The 15,975-nt window shown below is 62.0% G+C and carries 11 protein-coding genes and 1 pseudogene; 8 read left to right on the top strand and 4 right to left on the bottom strand.

Translation table 11 applies throughout. The features are described from left to right. Positions 1–9: 9 nt before the first annotated feature. Entirely contained in the window at positions 10–762 is a 753-nt protein-coding gene (locus GA0116996_RS13630; RefSeq protein ID WP_092312140.1) for an SDR family oxidoreductase, read from the bottom strand. Positions 763–953: 191 nt separating this feature from the next. Between GA0116996_RS13630 and pdxR the strand changes: the two genes are divergently transcribed. After that, the gene (gene pdxR, locus GA0116996_RS13625) at positions 954–2,480 is read left to right on the top strand and encodes a MocR-like pyridoxine biosynthesis transcription factor PdxR (protein ID WP_092312137.1); all 1,527 of its coding nucleotides are present in this window, start codon (positions 954–956) and stop codon (positions 2,478–2,480) included. 453 nt (positions 2,481–2,933) lie between these two features. Here pdxR and GA0116996_RS28010 read toward each other — a convergent pair whose 3' ends face one another. Next, a complete protein-coding gene (locus GA0116996_RS28010) occupies positions 2,934–3,362 on the bottom strand; it encodes a hypothetical protein (RefSeq protein ID WP_141693735.1) in 429 nt (142 codons plus the stop codon). A 230-nt stretch (positions 3,363–3,592) separates the two neighbouring features. Between GA0116996_RS28010 and GA0116996_RS13620 the strand changes: the two genes are divergently transcribed. Continuing rightward, on the top strand, positions 3,593–4,027 hold the full coding sequence (locus tag GA0116996_RS13620) for a GNAT family N-acetyltransferase (protein ID WP_092312134.1): 435 nt from the start codon (positions 3,593–3,595) through the stop codon (positions 4,025–4,027). A gap of 754 nt (positions 4,028–4,781) precedes the next feature. Beyond that, a complete protein-coding gene (locus GA0116996_RS13610; protein WP_092312128.1) occupies positions 4,782–6,323 on the top strand; it encodes an MltF family protein in 1,542 nt (513 codons plus the stop codon). A 234-nt stretch (positions 6,324–6,557) separates the two neighbouring features. On the opposite strand, the gene GA0116996_RS13605 is transcribed toward GA0116996_RS13610, so the two are convergent. Both GA0116996_RS13605 and GA0116996_RS28270 read right to left on the bottom strand, forming a co-directional pair. Further along, positions 6,558–7,751, bottom strand: coding sequence for a chromate transporter (locus GA0116996_RS13605; RefSeq protein ID WP_092312125.1), 1,194 nt, complete (start codon positions 7,749–7,751; stop codon positions 6,558–6,560). A 45-nt stretch (positions 7,752–7,796) separates the two neighbouring features. Beyond that, positions 7,797–8,037, bottom strand: a pseudogene (locus tag GA0116996_RS28270) (chromate resistance protein ChrB domain-containing protein); the annotation flags it as partial. A gap of 713 nt (positions 8,038–8,750) precedes the next feature. Between GA0116996_RS28270 and GA0116996_RS13595 the strand changes: the two are divergent. The 5 genes from GA0116996_RS13595 to GA0116996_RS13575 all read left to right on the top strand — a co-directional run bounded on the left by GA0116996_RS13595 (position 8,751) and on the right by GA0116996_RS13575 (position 15,952). Next, complete coding sequence (locus GA0116996_RS13595) at positions 8,751–9,164, top strand: RidA family protein (RefSeq protein WP_092312323.1); 414 nt, start codon at positions 8,751–8,753, stop codon at positions 9,162–9,164. Positions 9,165–9,270: 106 nt separating this feature from the next. Beyond that, a complete protein-coding gene (locus tag GA0116996_RS13590) occupies positions 9,271–10,638 on the top strand; it encodes a DUF1329 domain-containing protein (RefSeq protein WP_208601248.1) in 1,368 nt (455 codons plus the stop codon). A 73-nt stretch (positions 10,639–10,711) separates the two neighbouring features. Continuing rightward, the gene (locus GA0116996_RS13585; protein ID WP_092312119.1) at positions 10,712–12,544 is read left to right on the top strand and encodes a DUF1302 domain-containing protein; all 1,833 of its coding nucleotides are present in this window, start codon (positions 10,712–10,714) and stop codon (positions 12,542–12,544) included. Positions 12,545–12,604: 60 nt separating this feature from the next. After that, on the top strand, positions 12,605–14,965 hold the full coding sequence (locus tag GA0116996_RS13580; protein WP_092312116.1) for an efflux RND transporter permease subunit: 2,361 nt from the start codon (positions 12,605–12,607) through the stop codon (positions 14,963–14,965). A gap of 15 nt (positions 14,966–14,980) precedes the next feature. Then, complete coding sequence (locus GA0116996_RS13575) at positions 14,981–15,952, top strand: WD40/YVTN/BNR-like repeat-containing protein (protein ID WP_092312112.1); 972 nt, start codon at positions 14,981–14,983, stop codon at positions 15,950–15,952. The last annotated feature ends 23 nt before the right edge of the window (positions 15,953–15,975 follow it).

Genomic DNA, 15,975 nt, shown 5'->3' with positions numbered 1-15,975 from the left:
ATCTACGGCTTAATCAACATGAGCGCGCGCCAGCCACTCATCGAGACTGGTGCTGCCGATGCGAGCGTCGGCCAGCGGAACGAGCGACAGTTTTTCGATTTGGCCGCCGTAATATCGCGCGTCGCGATCGGTCACGACGGTGCGCGCGTCGCCCACCGACTTCAAATAGCGTGAAACGATCTCCGCGAACGGCGCGCGGTCTGGTCCCGCGATATCGATGGTGCCGTTCAGCGGCGCCGCGGTCGCCACCTGCGCAAGCGCTGCCGCGACATCATCCGCAGCGATCGGCTGGAACAGTCCGTCGCCGATTCGCACCGTGTCACCATCGGTGCCGTAGTCCGCTATGCCGCCGATGAATTCCATGAACTGTGTGGCGCGCACGATGGTGTAGGGCACACCGGCCGCGTCGATCACCGCTTCCTGTGCAACCTTGGCCTGGAAGTACCCGTTATCCGGCATGCGGTCAGTACCGACGATCGACAGCGCGACGTGATGGCGCACGCCCGCGGCGACCTCGGCCTTGCCCAGGTTCCGTGCCGAGGTGCGAAAGAAGTCGAGCACCGCCTGCGGCTCCCAGGATGGTGCGTTCGTCACATCCACGACGACATCTGCGTTCACCAGTGCATGGCTGAGCCCCTCGCTGGTCAGGGTATTGACACCGGTGCGCGGCGATGCGGCGACTGCCGTATGGCCGGCCTGGTTGAGCAGTTTGACAAGGCGTGAGCCGATCAGGCCGGAACCACCCATTACAACGATCTTCATGGCAGATCTCCAAATATGAGGTAAAGGAACGCTCTGCTCGCCAGGCGCTGCGGCATCACTGACTGTGCCTGTCCCCGTCGCATCGCATGGAAGCCATTGTGGGACAATCATGCCCTATGAATAAGGGCCAAGAATTGACAAGTCGACTAGTCCAAGATTTTGTTGCCCCTTTTTTTGCCGGTGAGACTGCCATGACGGTACGCAACCCCATGTTGGCCATCGAGATTGACCGCAAGAAGGCATTGCCGATCTATCAGCAGATCTGCGAGCGTTTCAGAACAGCGATAGCGGCAGGGCATCTTCGCCCCGGCGATCGCGTGCCGCCGTTACGCGGCCTCGCTACGCAGTTGAATACGGCGCGTGGCACGGTCGAGCTGGCGTATACGATCCTCGTCGACGAGGGCTACCTGCAGATGCGGGGCGCTGCCGGCACCTTTGTATCCCCTTCCCTGTCGGCGGCGCAGATGCAGGCGGTAGCTGCGGGTGGCCGAGATGATGCCGCTGATGTGTTGACTACCGACTTGGTCGGCGGGGAAAAGGCGCCTTACGCATCACCCAGCCACGCGACGGCACGCCAGCGACCGATCGCGGCCGCATTGAGCGGCGAGCCGCGCCCCCTGCAGCCAGGCCTGCCGGCGCTTGACGCGTTTCCACGCAAGCTGTGGAGCCGCATCGTTTCGCGGCGTGCGCGCGGTGGTGGACAAGCGATGCTCGCCTACCCCGACCCGGTGGGGTATTTGCCGCTGCGTGAACACATCGCGACCTATCTTGGCCTGTCGCGTGGCGTCACCTGCCTGCCTAATCAGGTCTTCATTACCGGTGGCTATCGCGCGACGCTCGAACTGGTATTGCGCAGTCTCGCGAGCCCTGGCGACCGCATGTGGTTCGAAGACCCCGGTTATCTGCTCGCGCGCAACTTCCTGGCCGAGACCGGCGTGCAGCTGGTACCAGTGCCAGTCGATGCAGAAGGCATCGATGTCGAACGTGGCATCGAACGGGAACCGGCGGCCCGCTTCGCGCTCGTCACGCCATCGCATCAGAGCCCTTTGGGAAACACGCTTTCGCTCGCAAGGCGCATGGCGTTGCTGACCTGGGCAGAGGCGGCGTCTCGCTGGATTATCGAAGACGACTACGACAGCGAGTTCCGCTACCTGGGCCGCCCCTTGCCGGCCCTGAAGAGCCTCGACCGGCATGATCGCGTGCTGTATTGCGGCACGTTCAGCAAGGTGATGTTTCCCGGTCTTCGGCTGGCATACACGGTGGTGCCGGAGCGTGCCATCGAGCGTGTTGAACGGGTGGCGTGCAGCATGAATACCGGCGCGCCAACGCTGTTTCAGGCGGCGTTGGCAGATTTCATTGAACAGGGGCATTTTGCGCGGCATGTAAAACGGATGCGCACGCTATATGGACAGCGGCGCCTGTTGATCGCGCACGCGCTCAAGCAGGCGTTCGGAGAACGGTTGACCGTTAAATTGCCACCCGGCGGAATCCAGTTCGCGGTGCAATTCGCCGAAGCTGCCGACGGTCCGGTCGACGATGTCGCCGTCGCCGCGCGTGCCCGCCAAGCCGGACTGGCGGTACTGCCGCTCTCCAACTGGTATGCCCATGGCCGTATGCGTGACACCCCGCGTGGCCTGGTGATGGGCTTCGCGAACATCACGGATACAACGGAAGCGGACCGTCTCGTGCGTACGCTACGGTCATGCCTTGATGGCTGACTTTGGCCATGTAGCTGCTCCAGGCATGTCTCCGCACAGGAGCATCGCATCCACCCGCTCGCTAGCGAGCGAAAAAGGCCACTAGGTGGCGGGCAATTCCGACATCGCCCGATTCGCCGTTGATCCTCTTATTGTCAGGACTACGACGTTCGGCGGATAAAAGGCCCTGCCCGGTGACGCAGCAAGCGCGACGAGTTCCTTCTCGATGCCCGCGCCGTCTTCGTCGGGGTCTAAACCAGTACGTCTGCATGCAGGGTGTGTCGTTGCGCCGCGCACTGGATATCTGAGGACACTTCTATCTATTGCGTGCAATCTAGCCATGCATGTCGACCGGCAGCTTGTGGCCGATCCCGGTCGTCAGCGGCCCTTGCTGCGTGCCGCGTGGCGTAGTGGCGGCAACCGACCCAAAGCTGTCCTTGGCTTCACTCCAAAGCAGACATTCCCGCGTTGGTTTCAAATGTAAAGGGTCCGGCCTCCACCGGATGACGTTCGCACTCGTTCTGCGAAGCCTTCAAAGAAAAACGGAATGTTGTCGCCGGTATCCCCGGATAAGCGGCCACGGACCTTATCCCAAGTTCCAAGAGCTGTGTGGCTTTGCGGATCACCAACTACAAGCACGGGCTGATTTCGTTCTTCGAGCCATGAATACGTGCCTCCAAACTGCTGGCGACCGACTTCCAGAATGTAGCAACCGAATCGTGTCACGAGGCCCTCAACCGCTTCAGACAAGAGGTCCTCTCGGTACATCGAAGCCTCTGCAAGCAATTCTTCGACAATCTGCAGACTTCCTTCCGAAAAATCTAGCCTTCCGTCAGCCCGATCATTGAAATCGGCCAGAGCTTTTGCGGCGAGGCGCTGCACTTCCTGCTGAAGTTCACTCATATGGAATCGAAATTGAGGGTTCGGAAGGATCCGGCTGGAATTGTCCACAAAATAGGGGTGAATGTAGACCGACCGCTTCTGGCCGAAGGCGGGCGATCGTCTGTCAACAGGCCGGCAGCAACCCACGGATTTCCGCTTCCGACCCGCAAAGGCTATCTCCGAGAAGTCAAAGCAGACGCTCGGTGCAGATGCGCTACCATCGACTTTTGCCAAACCGAAGAGCGCATTGCATGTTCCAAGTTCGTCTCATGACCATAGATGATTATGACCGCGTGATACAGCTCATGAAGGGAACGGACGGCGTTTCAATACGGGATGCCGACTCCCGGGAATCGACGCTCCGTTATCTCGAGCGTAACCCCGGCCTTAGCTTCATTGCCGAGCTCGGTGGAGCAATCGTGGGATGCATCATGGCCGGACATGACGGCAGACGTGGGTATCTGCAGCATCTTCTCGTACTCCCAAAGCACAGGCGCAAGGGGGTTGCCAACGCGCTTGTTGAACGGTGTCTGTTGGAACTCGAAGGTCTCGGCATTAAGAAAAGCCACATCGATGTGCTGAAGACAAACTCAGTCGCGTCGAAGTTCTGGGCACGCAAAGGTTGGAAGCTTCGCACGGACATTGATCGCTATTCGATCATTAGAGGGGATTCCGAGAATGCCTGAATCGGTGGCAATCTCCGCCGATTCTAAGGACGAAGGACCGGTTTCGAGGTGATGAGCCGAGTGACTGTTCGTGGCCGGCAGGAGACGGCCGAAGACGAAGGGCGGCCGCAGGCTGTAGCCAGTCCATCTCGGGCACCAGGCGCCGGCAGACGACCGGCCGTTGGAGGCCCGGCATGGGACATTGACCCGGCCCGCCCATGGATCATGGTGACCCTTGGATCGTGGGGCTCAGTGGTGCAGCCCCGGATGAATGGCAAGGCCGATCAGTGCGGTACCGGTGATGATGACTGGCTCAGGTAGTTTCTTGAACTTGACCCGACACACGCAGCGGAAAAAGCCTGCGCGGGGTGCGACATTCAGAAAGCCAATTCCGGGCCCGGACGGAGTCGCGCTGACTTTCGCCTTGAATCCCCTCGCATACTTTCAGCTCACCACATCGCTGCGGAGCTCTGCTACGGATACTGACAGTGCGCCGATTGACCCGCACTTGGAGCGCGTGAAAGGCTCGCCTGGCGTTCTGAGGGTGCAAACTATCACTCCCCGGATCAATGCACTGTGACGCATCGCCGGCAGCAGCCGGCCATTTCTTTCCCCCTCTCCACGCGCCCCTGCTGCGTTGCCCTCGTCCGCGTTTCCTGCAGGCAGCCGCGTACTTCCTCCCCCTTGCACGTCCCCGGCTTGCAACGTCCCATTTCACGCCTAGACTCCATATGGGCAAACCGTGCGCTTGCTTGCGCGGCTTGCGATCCCCGCCATGTCCGCTGTCCGCCCTTCTCGTTGGCTGGCAGGCCTCCTTGTGTCCGGCCTGATGGGCGCGCTCAGCCTTTGCGGACCCTCTGCCGCAGCCCAGCAAACGCCGCCATCGCCAAATCCGCCAGCGTCGGCCCCTGCCGCTACCGCCGCGACAGGCCAGGCCACTCCCGCCAAGCCGCGCGGCCTGAACCTTGCCAACAAGCCCCGTACCGGCGACTTCGACGTGATGTTCAAGAGCCGCGTCATCCGCGTGCTGGTGCCGTACAGCCGCACGCTCTACTTCAGCGACAAGGGCCGCGAGCGCGGACTGACCGCGGAGCTGGTGCGTGACTTCGAGCGCTACCTGAACAAGAAATACGCCGACCAGCTCGGCAAGCGCCCGCTGACCATCATCATCATCCCGACCACGCGCGACCGGCTGCTGCCCGACCTGATGGCGGGGCTTGGAGATATCGCCGCCGGCAACCTCACCGAGACCGAAAGCAGGCTGAAGCAGGTGGACTTCACCGCGCCGCGCGACCGCAAGCCGGTGCGCGAGCTGGTTGTCACGGGGCCAAAGGCGCCGCCGTTGCAGCGCCTCGACGATCTCGCCGGAAAGACCGTGCATGTACGGCGCGCCAGCAGCTATTTCGAAAGCCTGACCGTGCTGAATGACGGCCTGCGCCACGCCGGCAAGGCGCCGATCAAGCTGGTCATGCTGCCCGACGCGCTCGAAGACGAAGACGCGCTCGAGATGCTCAACGCGGGCGTGCTGCAAATCCTGGTGGTCGATGACTGGAAGGCCGCGATGTGGGCGCAGATCCTGCCAAACATCAAGGTGCGTGAAGACCTGGCCGTGCGCGAAGGCGGCTACCCCGGCTGGGCCTACCGCAAGAACAGCCCGCAACTGCGGCAGGCGATCGAAGACTACTACTTCAATTTCGTCAAGAAGCAGGGCGGAGCGGAGTACCGGCTCAAGCAGACCATGCTGCGCATCAAGCAGATCAAGAACAATACCGAGGATGCCGAGTACAAGCGCTTCCAGCAGACCATCGCCTTCTTCGAAAAGTACGGCAAGGACTATGGCTTCGACCCGCTGATGCTGGCCGCGCAAGGTTTCCAGGAATCACAGCTGAACCAGGAGGCGCGCAGCCATGTCGGCGCGGTCGGCATCATGCAGATCATGCCGGCCACCGGCAAGGAACTGAATGTCGGCAATATCCGGATGGCCGAAGCCAACGTCCATGCCGGCGCCAAGTACATGGACCGGCTGATGACGAAGTATTTTCCCGACGCCCACTTCTCGGAAGCGGACCGACCGTTGTTCGCCTTTGCCAGCTATAACGCCGGGCCGGGCAATATCGCCAAGATGCGCAAGGAAGCGGCGGCGCGCGGACTGGATCCCGACAAGTGGTTCAACAACGTCGAGATCGTGGTGGCGGAGAAGATCGGCATCGAGACCACCACCTATGTGCGCAACATCTTCAAGTACTACGCGGCGTACCGGCTGATGCAGGACATGCAGGCGTCGCGCGAGCGCGCGATCAGGCAAATACAGAAATAGCTGCCGGCACCAGTGGCCGGCAGCTGCCGTTGGCCTGTGCAGGAAAGTCTTCGCGGAGCGCGGGCGACATCCCGGCCGCATTGTTGACTCAATCCGCCGAATTCGGCTGCATTTCCCGCTTCCGGATCTCCATCCCGGACACCAGGCACCGGCAGATGACCGGCCTTTGCTGGCCCGGCATGGGACGTTGACCCGGCCCGCCCATGGATCATGGTGCCCCTTGGATCGTTGGGCTCAGTGGTGCAGCGCCGGATAAATGGCAAGGCCGATCAGCGCGGCACCGGTGATGATGACTGGCTCAGGCAGTTTCTTGAACTTCAGCAGCAGTGCGACCGTGCCCAGTGCCAGCAGGATGGTGGGCAGGTCGACGATCGATCGCTTGGCCAGCACGAACACCGCACCACTGATGGCACCGATGGCGGCGGCCGTGACGCCGTCGACGAAAGCCAGGATGCCCGGCAGCTTTCCGTACTTCTTGAAGTAAGGGGCCGGCAGCACGGTGAACAGGTAGCACGGCAGGAAGGTTGCCAGTGCCGCCACGCAGGCGCCAGGCAGACCCGCCACCAGGTAGCCGATAAAGCCGACCGTGATCACGACGGGGCCGGGCGTGATCATGGCCACGGCCACCGCATCGACGAATTGCCTTTCATTCAGCCATTGATATTCCGTCACCACACCACCGTAGAGGAAGGGCACGATGGCGAGACCCGAGCCAAAGACGAAGGCACCTGCCTTGGCAAAGAAGACGCCAATCTGGGTCAGCAGCGGCCAGTCCAGCGTGCTGAGCAGACCGCTGGCGGCCGGCACCTGCGTGGCCGCGAGCGCATTGGCGCCGCTCTGGCGCAGCCATTTGGGCGGGGCGCGCCAGAACCAGGCCAGCACGCCGGCCGCCAGGAACAGCCAGGCAATTTCGGACTCCGTGACGATGGTCACCGCTGCCAGCACCAGGTAAATCACCCATAGCAGCTTGTCCTTGCCTACGCTCTTTGTGGTCAGCTTGTACGCGCTGATGGCAATGATGCCGATGACGGCGGCGCCCACGCCATAGAACACCGACTGCATCCAGGTCAGCCCACCAAACCGGACATAGGCCCAGCCCAGCGCCAGCACCATCAGGAACGAGGGCAGTACGAAGGCCACGCCGATCAGCGTGGCACCCAGGACGCGGTAGTGCACGAAGCCCAGGTAGATCGCCAGTTGTGCCGCCATCGGCCCGGGCGCCAGTTGCGCCAGCGCGATGCCTTCCTTGTAGTCGCCCTCGCTGATCCATCCCCGCCGCTCGACCAGGTCGCGATGCATATAGCCGGCCAACGCGACCGGCCCGCCAAAGCCGAAGCTGCCCAGGCGCAGGAAATAGAGCACGAGCTGCCAGAGCGTATAGGCAGGCCGTTCCGGGATTTCCGCCGGTGCCATGCCGGCTTGTTGCATGCGACTCATGACAGGTCCTGGGTGAAAGTGGAAGTCAGGGTTTCTTGCTGGTGGAGAAATGCGCGTAGAGGGAATCCAGCACCATCCGATTTCTCCCGCCGGATGGTATCCACCAACTCGCGCAGACCGGCGATCTGCTGATCGCCGGCCGGCAGCAGATTGGCCCCATCGCGCAGCGCGGCGCAGCCCAGCGTCTTGGTTGTGCGCCAGATTCGCATGCGCGCGGTGGCACCGGCCCACGGCAGCTGACAATCAGCAGGACCCAGGCATCAGTGGAAAGCGTCATGGGCGCATGTTAGGGGCCCATAACGGGTATTTCAATGATGTAGAGATGTCTACATCGTCGGAGGACCTTGGAGACCAAAATGCATCATCAGGCACGTTTAACTCCATAAACCTCTTGGGTCCTATCTGGCGCCGACGCGTGCATGCTTGTGTCGCCCATGCGCCTGGCAACCTTGCCGGCGAACTGCGGACCGTTTGTCCACCGAAATGGGAACTGGGCAAGGCTCTCGCCTTCTTCAGTCGTTCAAGTCCTTGCTTCGCTGGCACTCCCAGGTAACGAGGCGTCAGCCACGATGGCCGGGCGCTGAGCGTACCAGCACCAGCACTTCGGCGGTCACGCTGCACTAACTCGGCTTCCCATCGTCTTGGTCTGCTTCAGTTGGTGTTTTCCCTAGCGCCCGCGACCTTGAATCTAGGCCAATGCAACGCTAATATTTGGCCAATGAAACGCTATTTGTAGGCCGCTTATACGTATCAATGAGGTGGTTCTTGGAGGCGAACACCATGGGTGGGTGGCGCCGCAAACGACCGCCAACGCTCGTGCCGCTGTGCTTTGGCGACGACGCGATCTTCAGACCGCGGCCCCAACACATCTGCGCGAACCGCAGCGCAGCGGGCGTTCCGTTCCCCGACGAGATTTCACATTTGCAGGCGGGCGATCCATTCCGCGCACCCCTGTTTCCGTCAACGCATCTAAGCAAAGAGGCTGAAGTCATGGCAGCGAACAACCAACGTCAATCGATCGTCCCGGCCCCGTTCCGGGCGTACTACGACGAGCACCATTTATCGCCGGCTACGAGAGTGGGCGACCTGATATGGGTGTCCGGCCAGGTCGGGATCGACGCGGACATGAAGCCGGCAGAGGGGATGCACGCGCAAGCGCAGATCGCGTTCGCGTGCTTGAAGCTCGTTCTCGAAGAGGCGGGCGCAAGCCTGGCCGACGTCGTGGAACTCACAACATTCCACACCGACCTTCACGGCGAGGTCGATGCGTTCGTCGCTGTCAAGGATCAGTACTTCCCGAGCCGCTATCCGTCCTGGACGGCAGTGGGCGTAACGCAACTGGCCCTGCCTGGACTGGTCATCGAGATTCGCGCGGTGGCCGTGGCCGGCTCCGGCAAGGACTGAGTCTCGCGCCAATCGACAACTACGGACGTTGAACCACCACTGACTGATATCGCAACCCGGAACGCCCGACATGCAGGGCAGAGAAGCGAGGGATCGGAGGAGAACCATGATGGAGAAGTACAGAATTGAAACCATGCCGGCCATTGCGGCTGCGGTATGCCTGGTGATCGGCAGTGCCGCCATGGCGGAGGACCTGACCCCGGAAGGTGGTGTTCGCGCAGCGGGTAAAGACGGTGCTGTTCCGGCGTATGCAGGCAAGCAGTCACCCGAGGCTGGTTGGGAGTGGGGCAAGTTCCGCGGCGACTTCTGGAAGCACAAGAACGAGAAGCCGCTGTACTCGATCGATGCATCGAACGTCGACAAATACGCAGACAGGCTGACGCCAGGACAGCTTGCCCTGGTCAAGCAAAAGAAGGGCTATCGCATGGACGTGTATCCGTCGCATCGCGAATGCCAGGTGCCGGACTTCGTTGCGCAGAACTCCAAGGCAAATCTCACCGGGGCGAAGCTCGATCCGGGCGGCGAAAAACTGCAGACGGCAACCCTTCCGGGCATTGCATTCCCGCAGCCCAAGACCGGCGCCGAGGCGATCCTGAACTACATCTATCGCTACCACGGTGAGGGCCTGGAATGGCCAAAGATGGTCACCGTGATTTCCCCGCGCCCGGGCAGCAACGAATGGATCGATGTCATCTCTCCGCAGCACACGTTCTTCCCGTGGGGCAAGCCGGGAAAGACAACGCCGCAGGACGTCGATCAGCTTAGCAGTGCCGCCTTCTTCAAGATGGAATCGCCGCCGGCACTGGCGGGCCAGGCGTTTGTGCAACGCCAGTACTTCAACAAGGCATCCGAGACGTTCTATTACTTCCCCGGCCAGCGCCGCGTGCGTCGCATGCCGGCCTATACGCACGATGCGCCGGTCATCGGCATGGAGAACCAGTATCTGATCGATGAAGCCAATATGTTCTACGGCACCATCGACCGGTTCGACTGGAAGCTGGTCGGCAAGAAGGAAATGATCGTGCCGTACAACGCGTTCGGCATGTACAAGTTCAAGGACAAGCTGCGCGACGTTGCTACGCCAGATGGTGTTGCTTCGGCCAACCGTCGCTATGAAATGCACCGCGTGTGGGTGGTCGAGGCCACGCTCAAGCCCAGTGCGCGCCACGTTGCATCGAAGAAGGTCTTCTATCTGGATGAAGACAGCTGGCTGGCACTCGTGGGCGAGGACTACGACGCCCAGGGCAAGCTGTGGAAGGTGCGCGAGAGCTACCCGATTCCGGTGTGGGAACTGGGGGGTACGTGCGACAACCTGCCGTTCGCGATGTACGACCTCAACAACGGGCGTTACGTGATGGACCAGACGACGATTGGCCAGGGCAAGGACATTCGCTGGTACGAGCAGGTCAATGATCCGCGCTTCAGGGCGGACTTCTTCACCTCGGAAACGCTGCGCTCGGTGAGCGAGCGCTGAAGGTCGCTGCATGGCGGGCCGGCGCGCGTTTGAGGAGGCACGCGCCGGCCTCGGAAGGGGATGGAGGACGACGATGAAAACTACAAAGATGTTTCGGCGGAGCACGATGTCGCTTGCCGTGCTGGGGGCGACAGCATCCAGCGCGTATGCGTATGACTTCACGGTGGGAGCGGACGATGCCATCAAAGGCTCGCTGGTGACCAACATTACCGCCGGCGCGGGGGTTCGGGTCAAGGACCCCAGTTGTTCCCGCACGGGCGATCCGAACGCGAACGGCTGCGGTGCGGCAGCCAACGTCGACCAGTGGGGGTTCGGCGACAACGGCAACCTGAACTACCGCAAGGGGGATGCATTCAGCACCTACCTTAGCGCGACCAGTGAATTGCTGCTGACGATGCCGGGCCAGGGGCTCAAGTTCATGGCCCGCGGCACTGGGATGTATGACTTCATGGCGAAGGACACGGCCAGGACGCCGTTGTCCGGCGAGGCTGCGGCGCAGGTTGTGCACGATGCGCAGTTGCTCGATCTCTGGGGCCAGAAGGATTTCACCATCGGCGCGCGCAGAGCGCATGTGCGCCTCGGCAACCAGGTGATCAACTGGGGCGAGAGCATCTTCGCGCAGAGCGGCATCAATGCGACCAATTCGCTCGATATCCAGAAGCTGCTGATTCCCGGGGCGCAGCTGAAGCAGGCCCTGCGCCCTGCGCCAATGCTCAGCTTCGCCACCGGTCTTCCCGGGGGCTTCAGCACCGAGGCCTACTACCAGTTCCAGTGGAATGGCAACCGCTATCCACCGGTTGGATCCTACTGGTCGATCACGAATGGCTTCGGCCGCGGCGCGGAGCCATTCACGATCAGCACAAGAAACTTCAACGTGGCAGGTCCCAGCGCGGGCACCATTGCCGGGCCGGATAGCCACAACGCGGGCGTGATCAGCGCCATCAACAATGGCCTCGTCAATGGGGAATTCGCCGGGCCCCCGTTCTTTGATATCGGTGTTCCCGTCTCGTCGGCATTGCCAGCGAAGTACAGGCCGCAGTTCGGTCTGAAACTGAACTACACGCCGACATCCTTGCCTGCCAACTTTGCGCTCTATTACCTCAACTATATCGACAAGTCGCCGGTGATGGCGTCATTGCCCGACGGTACATTGCAGTTCTCGCATCTCGGCAATCGCCAGCTCTTCGGCGCCAGCGCCAATTTCCCCGTTGGCGATTGGGCGATCGGTACTGAGCTGTCGTATCGGCCTCGCGACGCCGTGGCGTTATCCGGCTGCTATGGCGCCGGCGGTCCGCTCGATATGAATACCAATGGTGTCCCTGGCATTCATTGCCGGCAGTGGGTCGACCGGAAGAAGCTTCAATTCGACATCAACGGCATCCTGGCCCTGACGCGAAGCGAGTATCCCTTCCTCAAGCTGATCGGCGCGGACCAGGCCACGCTCACCTGGGAGGCCACCTGGATCTACTACCCGGGCCTGAGCTCGCATGGCGTTACGCGCACGATCGACGGGCAAGCCGTGACACAGGGGACCTCCGCGGGCTATCTGCCCTGGTTGAACCAGAACTCAGGCCTGGGTTATCCGATCGCCAGGTCTCAGGGCACGTCAAGTTCGGTGGGTGCAACCATCGATTTCAACTGGACCTATGACGGAACGCTGATTCCGGGCTGGCAAGTAACGCCCGGCGTGACGTTCATGACATCGCTCTATGGCTATACGCCGACCTTCACCGCAAATTACCTCCAGGGCGCGAAGGCACTGAATCTGTACGTGCTGTTCAATCAGAACCCGACCAAGTGGCAGGCGGGAGTGAACTTCACGACGTTCTTTGGTGGTCACCAGTCGGTGGGACAGCCGTATGCGGACCGAAACTTCATCGGTGCATTCGTCACGCGTAACTTCTGACCGGTAACCCGGCAGGGGCGGCGCACGTGGCGCGCCGCCGGAACACATAGGGGTGGTGTTGTGCTAAATCGTCTAGTCAGCGGTCTGGAAAGCGTCTGCTTCGGCCACCGCATGATCGTGCTCGCCTTGATTGGTGCCTTTACAGCAATCATGGCCGTGTTTGCCGTGCAACTGCGCATGGATGCGGGGTTCGAGAAGCAGATGCCGATCGGCCATGAGTATATCCAGACGTTCCAGAAGTACCGGAACGACCTGCTGGGTGCAAACCGCATTACCGTCGTGGTTCGGGCGAGGCAGGGCTCGATCTGGACACCGGAAGGGCTGAGCCGGTTGTACAAGGTGACCCAGGCGGTGACGTACTTGCCCAACGTGGACCGTATCGGCGTGCGTTCGTTGTGGACACCGAACGCCTTCGTCAACGAGATCACCGAAGAAGGGTTTCGTGCCGAGCCGATCATCTCGGGCAACATCACGCCCGCTCAACTGACGCCTGAGGTCGTGGCCGACATCCGTCGCGCCACTACGCTCGGTGGTTATGTCGGCACGCTCGTCTCGCACAGCGAAGACAGCGCGATGATCACTGCCGAGCTGGACGAGCGCGACAGCACCGGCAAGGTGCTCGACTACGTGGCGTTCAATCATACGCTCGAAGACAGGATCCGCAAGCCATTCGAAGACGCCGGCTATGAAGTCCAGATCATCGGCTTTGCCAAACAGATCGGCGACATTGCTGACGGCGCAACGGCTGTGCTCGGCTTCTGCGCGATCGCGTTGCTGCTGACCGCGCTCGCGGTGTACTGGTACTGCCATTCAGTGCGCTTCACGGTGCTGCTGATCGTGTGCTCGCTCACCTCGCTGGTCTGGCAGTTCGGCACGTTGCGCTTGCTGGGCTTCGGTCTCGATCCGCTCGCCGTGCTGGTGCCGTTCCTGGTGTTTGCGATCGGCGTGTCGCACGGTGTGCAGCAGGTCAACTTTATCGTGCGTGAGATCGCACGCGGCAACAGCTCGTACGACGCTGCACGCCACAGCTTCAGCGGGCTGCTGATTCCGGGCGTGCTGGCCCTCGTCACCGCCTTCGTGTCGTTCGTCACCTTGCTGCTGATCCCGATTCCGATGGTGCGCGAGCTGGCGATCACGGCGTCGCTGGGCGTGGCCTACAAGATCATCACCAACCTGATCATGCTGCCGGTGGCGGCATCGTGCTTCAATTTCACGCAGGCGTACGCGGAGCGCGCGCTCAAGCGCGGTGCCTGGCGCGCGGCGCTCCTGCGTCCGCTATCGCGGGTGGCGCAGCCGAAGTACGCGGGCGCCACGCTGTTGATCACCTTGATGGTGTTCGGGCTCTCGGTCTGGCAGAGCCGCGACCGCGTGATCGGCACGCTCCAGCCGGGCGCGCCGGAGTTGCGTGAGGAAGCGCGTTTTAACCGGGATGCAACGTCCATTGCAAGCCATTACGACATGGGCCTGGATTGGCTGTCGGTGGCCATCGAATCGACTGGCAAGGCGTGCGACAACCCCGCCGTCGGTTTGTATGCGGAAGAATTCACCGCCGCCATGCGCACCAAGCCAGGCGTGGTGTCCGCGCAGTCGTATTCAGGGACGCTGCGTACCTACAACGCCGGCTACAACGAGGACTATCCCAAAATGAACGTTGTGCCGATCGACCCCGACAACTACGGTGCGGTGTCGGTCGATGTGGCGCGCCTCAAAGGCTTGATGACGGCAGATTGCGGCATGACGGCGGTCCACTTGTACCTGGCCGATCACAAGGCGACGACGATCAACCGGATCCTCGACGACATCAAGCAGTACCGCGCGTCGCATCCGTTCCCTGGCATCAACATTCGCCTGGCTGGGGGAAATGCAGGCGTGCTGGCTGCCACCAATGACGAGGTGGAAAAAAGCGAGTTGCCGATGATGCTGTATGTGTACGCCGCCATCGTGGTCCTCGTGTTCCTGGCCTACCGCGACTGGCGCTCGATGCTGGCGTGCTGTGTGCCGCTGTCGGTGGCCACGTTCATCGGCTACTGGTTCATGAAGGAACTCGAGATTGGCCTGACCGTGGCCACGCTGCCGGTGATGGTGCTGGCCGTGGGCATCGGTGTGGACTACGCGCTGTACATCTACAACCGGCTGCAACGGCACCTGGCAGAAGGTGACCCGATCCTCAGGGCCATGGAGCGTGCGCTCGAGTTCGAGTGCGTGGCCACGATCTTTACCGCGATCACGCTGGCCATTGGTGTGGCGACGTGGAGCTTTTCGGCGCTCAAGTTCCAGGCCGACATGGGCAAGCTGCTGGCCTTCATGTTCATCGTCAACCTGGTGATGGCGATGACGGCACTGCCGGCGCTTGCCTCGGTGCTGGAGCGCTGGTTCCCGCGCCGCAAACCGGCGCGCGTGCCGGGCCTGCTCAGCCACTGATCCGGAGACGCAACCATGATCAAGACTCTTGTGACCAGCATCGCACTGTGTGCGGCCACCACAGCGCTTGCACAGGCACCATCCGCGGGGACAGTTGCCACCTGGAGCGCCAAGCCTGCGCATGCTTGGGCCGCCCCGACCCGCATGATGCTGCTGGACGCGACACGCGCCGGCAAACGCATCGTCGCCGTGGGTGAGCACGGCATCGTTCTGCTTTCCGACGACGAAGGCAAGACGTATCGGCAGGCGCGCAGCGTGCCGGTCTCCGCCACGCTGTCGGCGGTCACCTTTACCGATGACAGGCAGGGTTGGGCGGTGGGCCAGTGGGGCGTGATTCTCGCCACGCGTGACGGCGGCGAAACGTGGAGCAAGCAACGGATGGACACGGCGGTCGATCAGCCGCTGTTCTCGGTGCTCTTTACGAACGAGCGCGATGGGATTGCCGTTGGTCTGTGGTCATTGATGCTGCAGACCCGCGACGGCGGCACGACGTGGGCTCGCACCACGCTGCCCAGGCCGCCCGACGGCGGCAAGGCCGATCGCAACCTGTACCACGCCTTTGCCGATCAGAAGGGCGCGCTCTATGTTTCTGCCGAACAGGGCGCCGTGCTCAAGTCGACCGACGGCGGGGCCAGCTGGCACTACCTCGCCACCGGCGGCAAGGGCTCGCTGTGGTCGGGTGTGGCAATGCCCGATGGCCGGATCGTCGTGGGTGGCCTGCTTGGCAGTCTGTTCCAGAGCAGCGATGGCGGGGAATCATGGCAGCCATTGAAGACCGGGACGAAGAGCTCGATCACCAGTCTCGTCGCCGCCGGCAGCGGGCTGATTGCGGTCGGCCTGAACGGACTGGTCATGCGGCAGCGCGCTAGCGGCGCATCGTTCGAAGTCGATCAGCGTCCGGATCGGGCTGCCTTGACCGCAACGCTGATAGATGCCGGTGGAAAGCCGATCTTGTTTTCGAAAGATGGCGTGCTGGCGGGGCTTTGAGTGCGTTCGCGCTGCCGGTCCGA

It is taken from the genome of Cupriavidus alkaliphilus (assembly GCF_900094595.1).
Classification (GTDB): Bacteria; Pseudomonadota; Gammaproteobacteria; order Burkholderiales; family Burkholderiaceae; genus Cupriavidus; species Cupriavidus alkaliphilus.
Note: the sequence above shows the minus strand (reverse complement) of the source record. Positions and strands in the feature narration are given on the sequence as shown.

Coding starts and splice junctions, on each gene's coding strand:
- GA0116996_RS13610 (WP_092312128.1), top strand. CDS start 4,782: ATGTCCGCTGTCCGCCCTTCTCGTTGGCTGGCAGGCCTCCTTGTGTCC.
- GA0116996_RS13605 (WP_092312125.1), bottom strand. CDS start 7,751: ATGCAACAAGCCGGCATGGCACCGGCGGAAATCCCGGAACGGCCTGCC.
- GA0116996_RS13620 (WP_092312134.1), top strand. CDS start 3,593: ATGTTCCAAGTTCGTCTCATGACCATAGATGATTATGACCGCGTGATA.
- GA0116996_RS13585 (WP_092312119.1), top strand. CDS start 10,712: ATGAAAACTACAAAGATGTTTCGGCGGAGCACGATGTCGCTTGCCGTG.
- GA0116996_RS28010 (WP_141693735.1), bottom strand. CDS start 3,362: ATGAGTGAACTTCAGCAGGAAGTGCAGCGCCTCGCCGCAAAAGCTCTG.
- GA0116996_RS13590 (WP_208601248.1), top strand. CDS start 9,271: ATGATGGAGAAGTACAGAATTGAAACCATGCCGGCCATTGCGGCTGCG.
- GA0116996_RS13595 (WP_092312323.1), top strand. CDS start 8,751: ATGGCAGCGAACAACCAACGTCAATCGATCGTCCCGGCCCCGTTCCGG.
- GA0116996_RS13575 (WP_092312112.1), top strand. CDS start 14,981: ATGATCAAGACTCTTGTGACCAGCATCGCACTGTGTGCGGCCACCACA.
- GA0116996_RS13630 (WP_092312140.1), bottom strand. CDS start 762: ATGAAGATCGTTGTAATGGGTGGTTCCGGCCTGATCGGCTCACGCCTT.
- pdxR (WP_092312137.1), top strand. CDS start 954: ATGACGGTACGCAACCCCATGTTGGCCATCGAGATTGACCGCAAGAAG.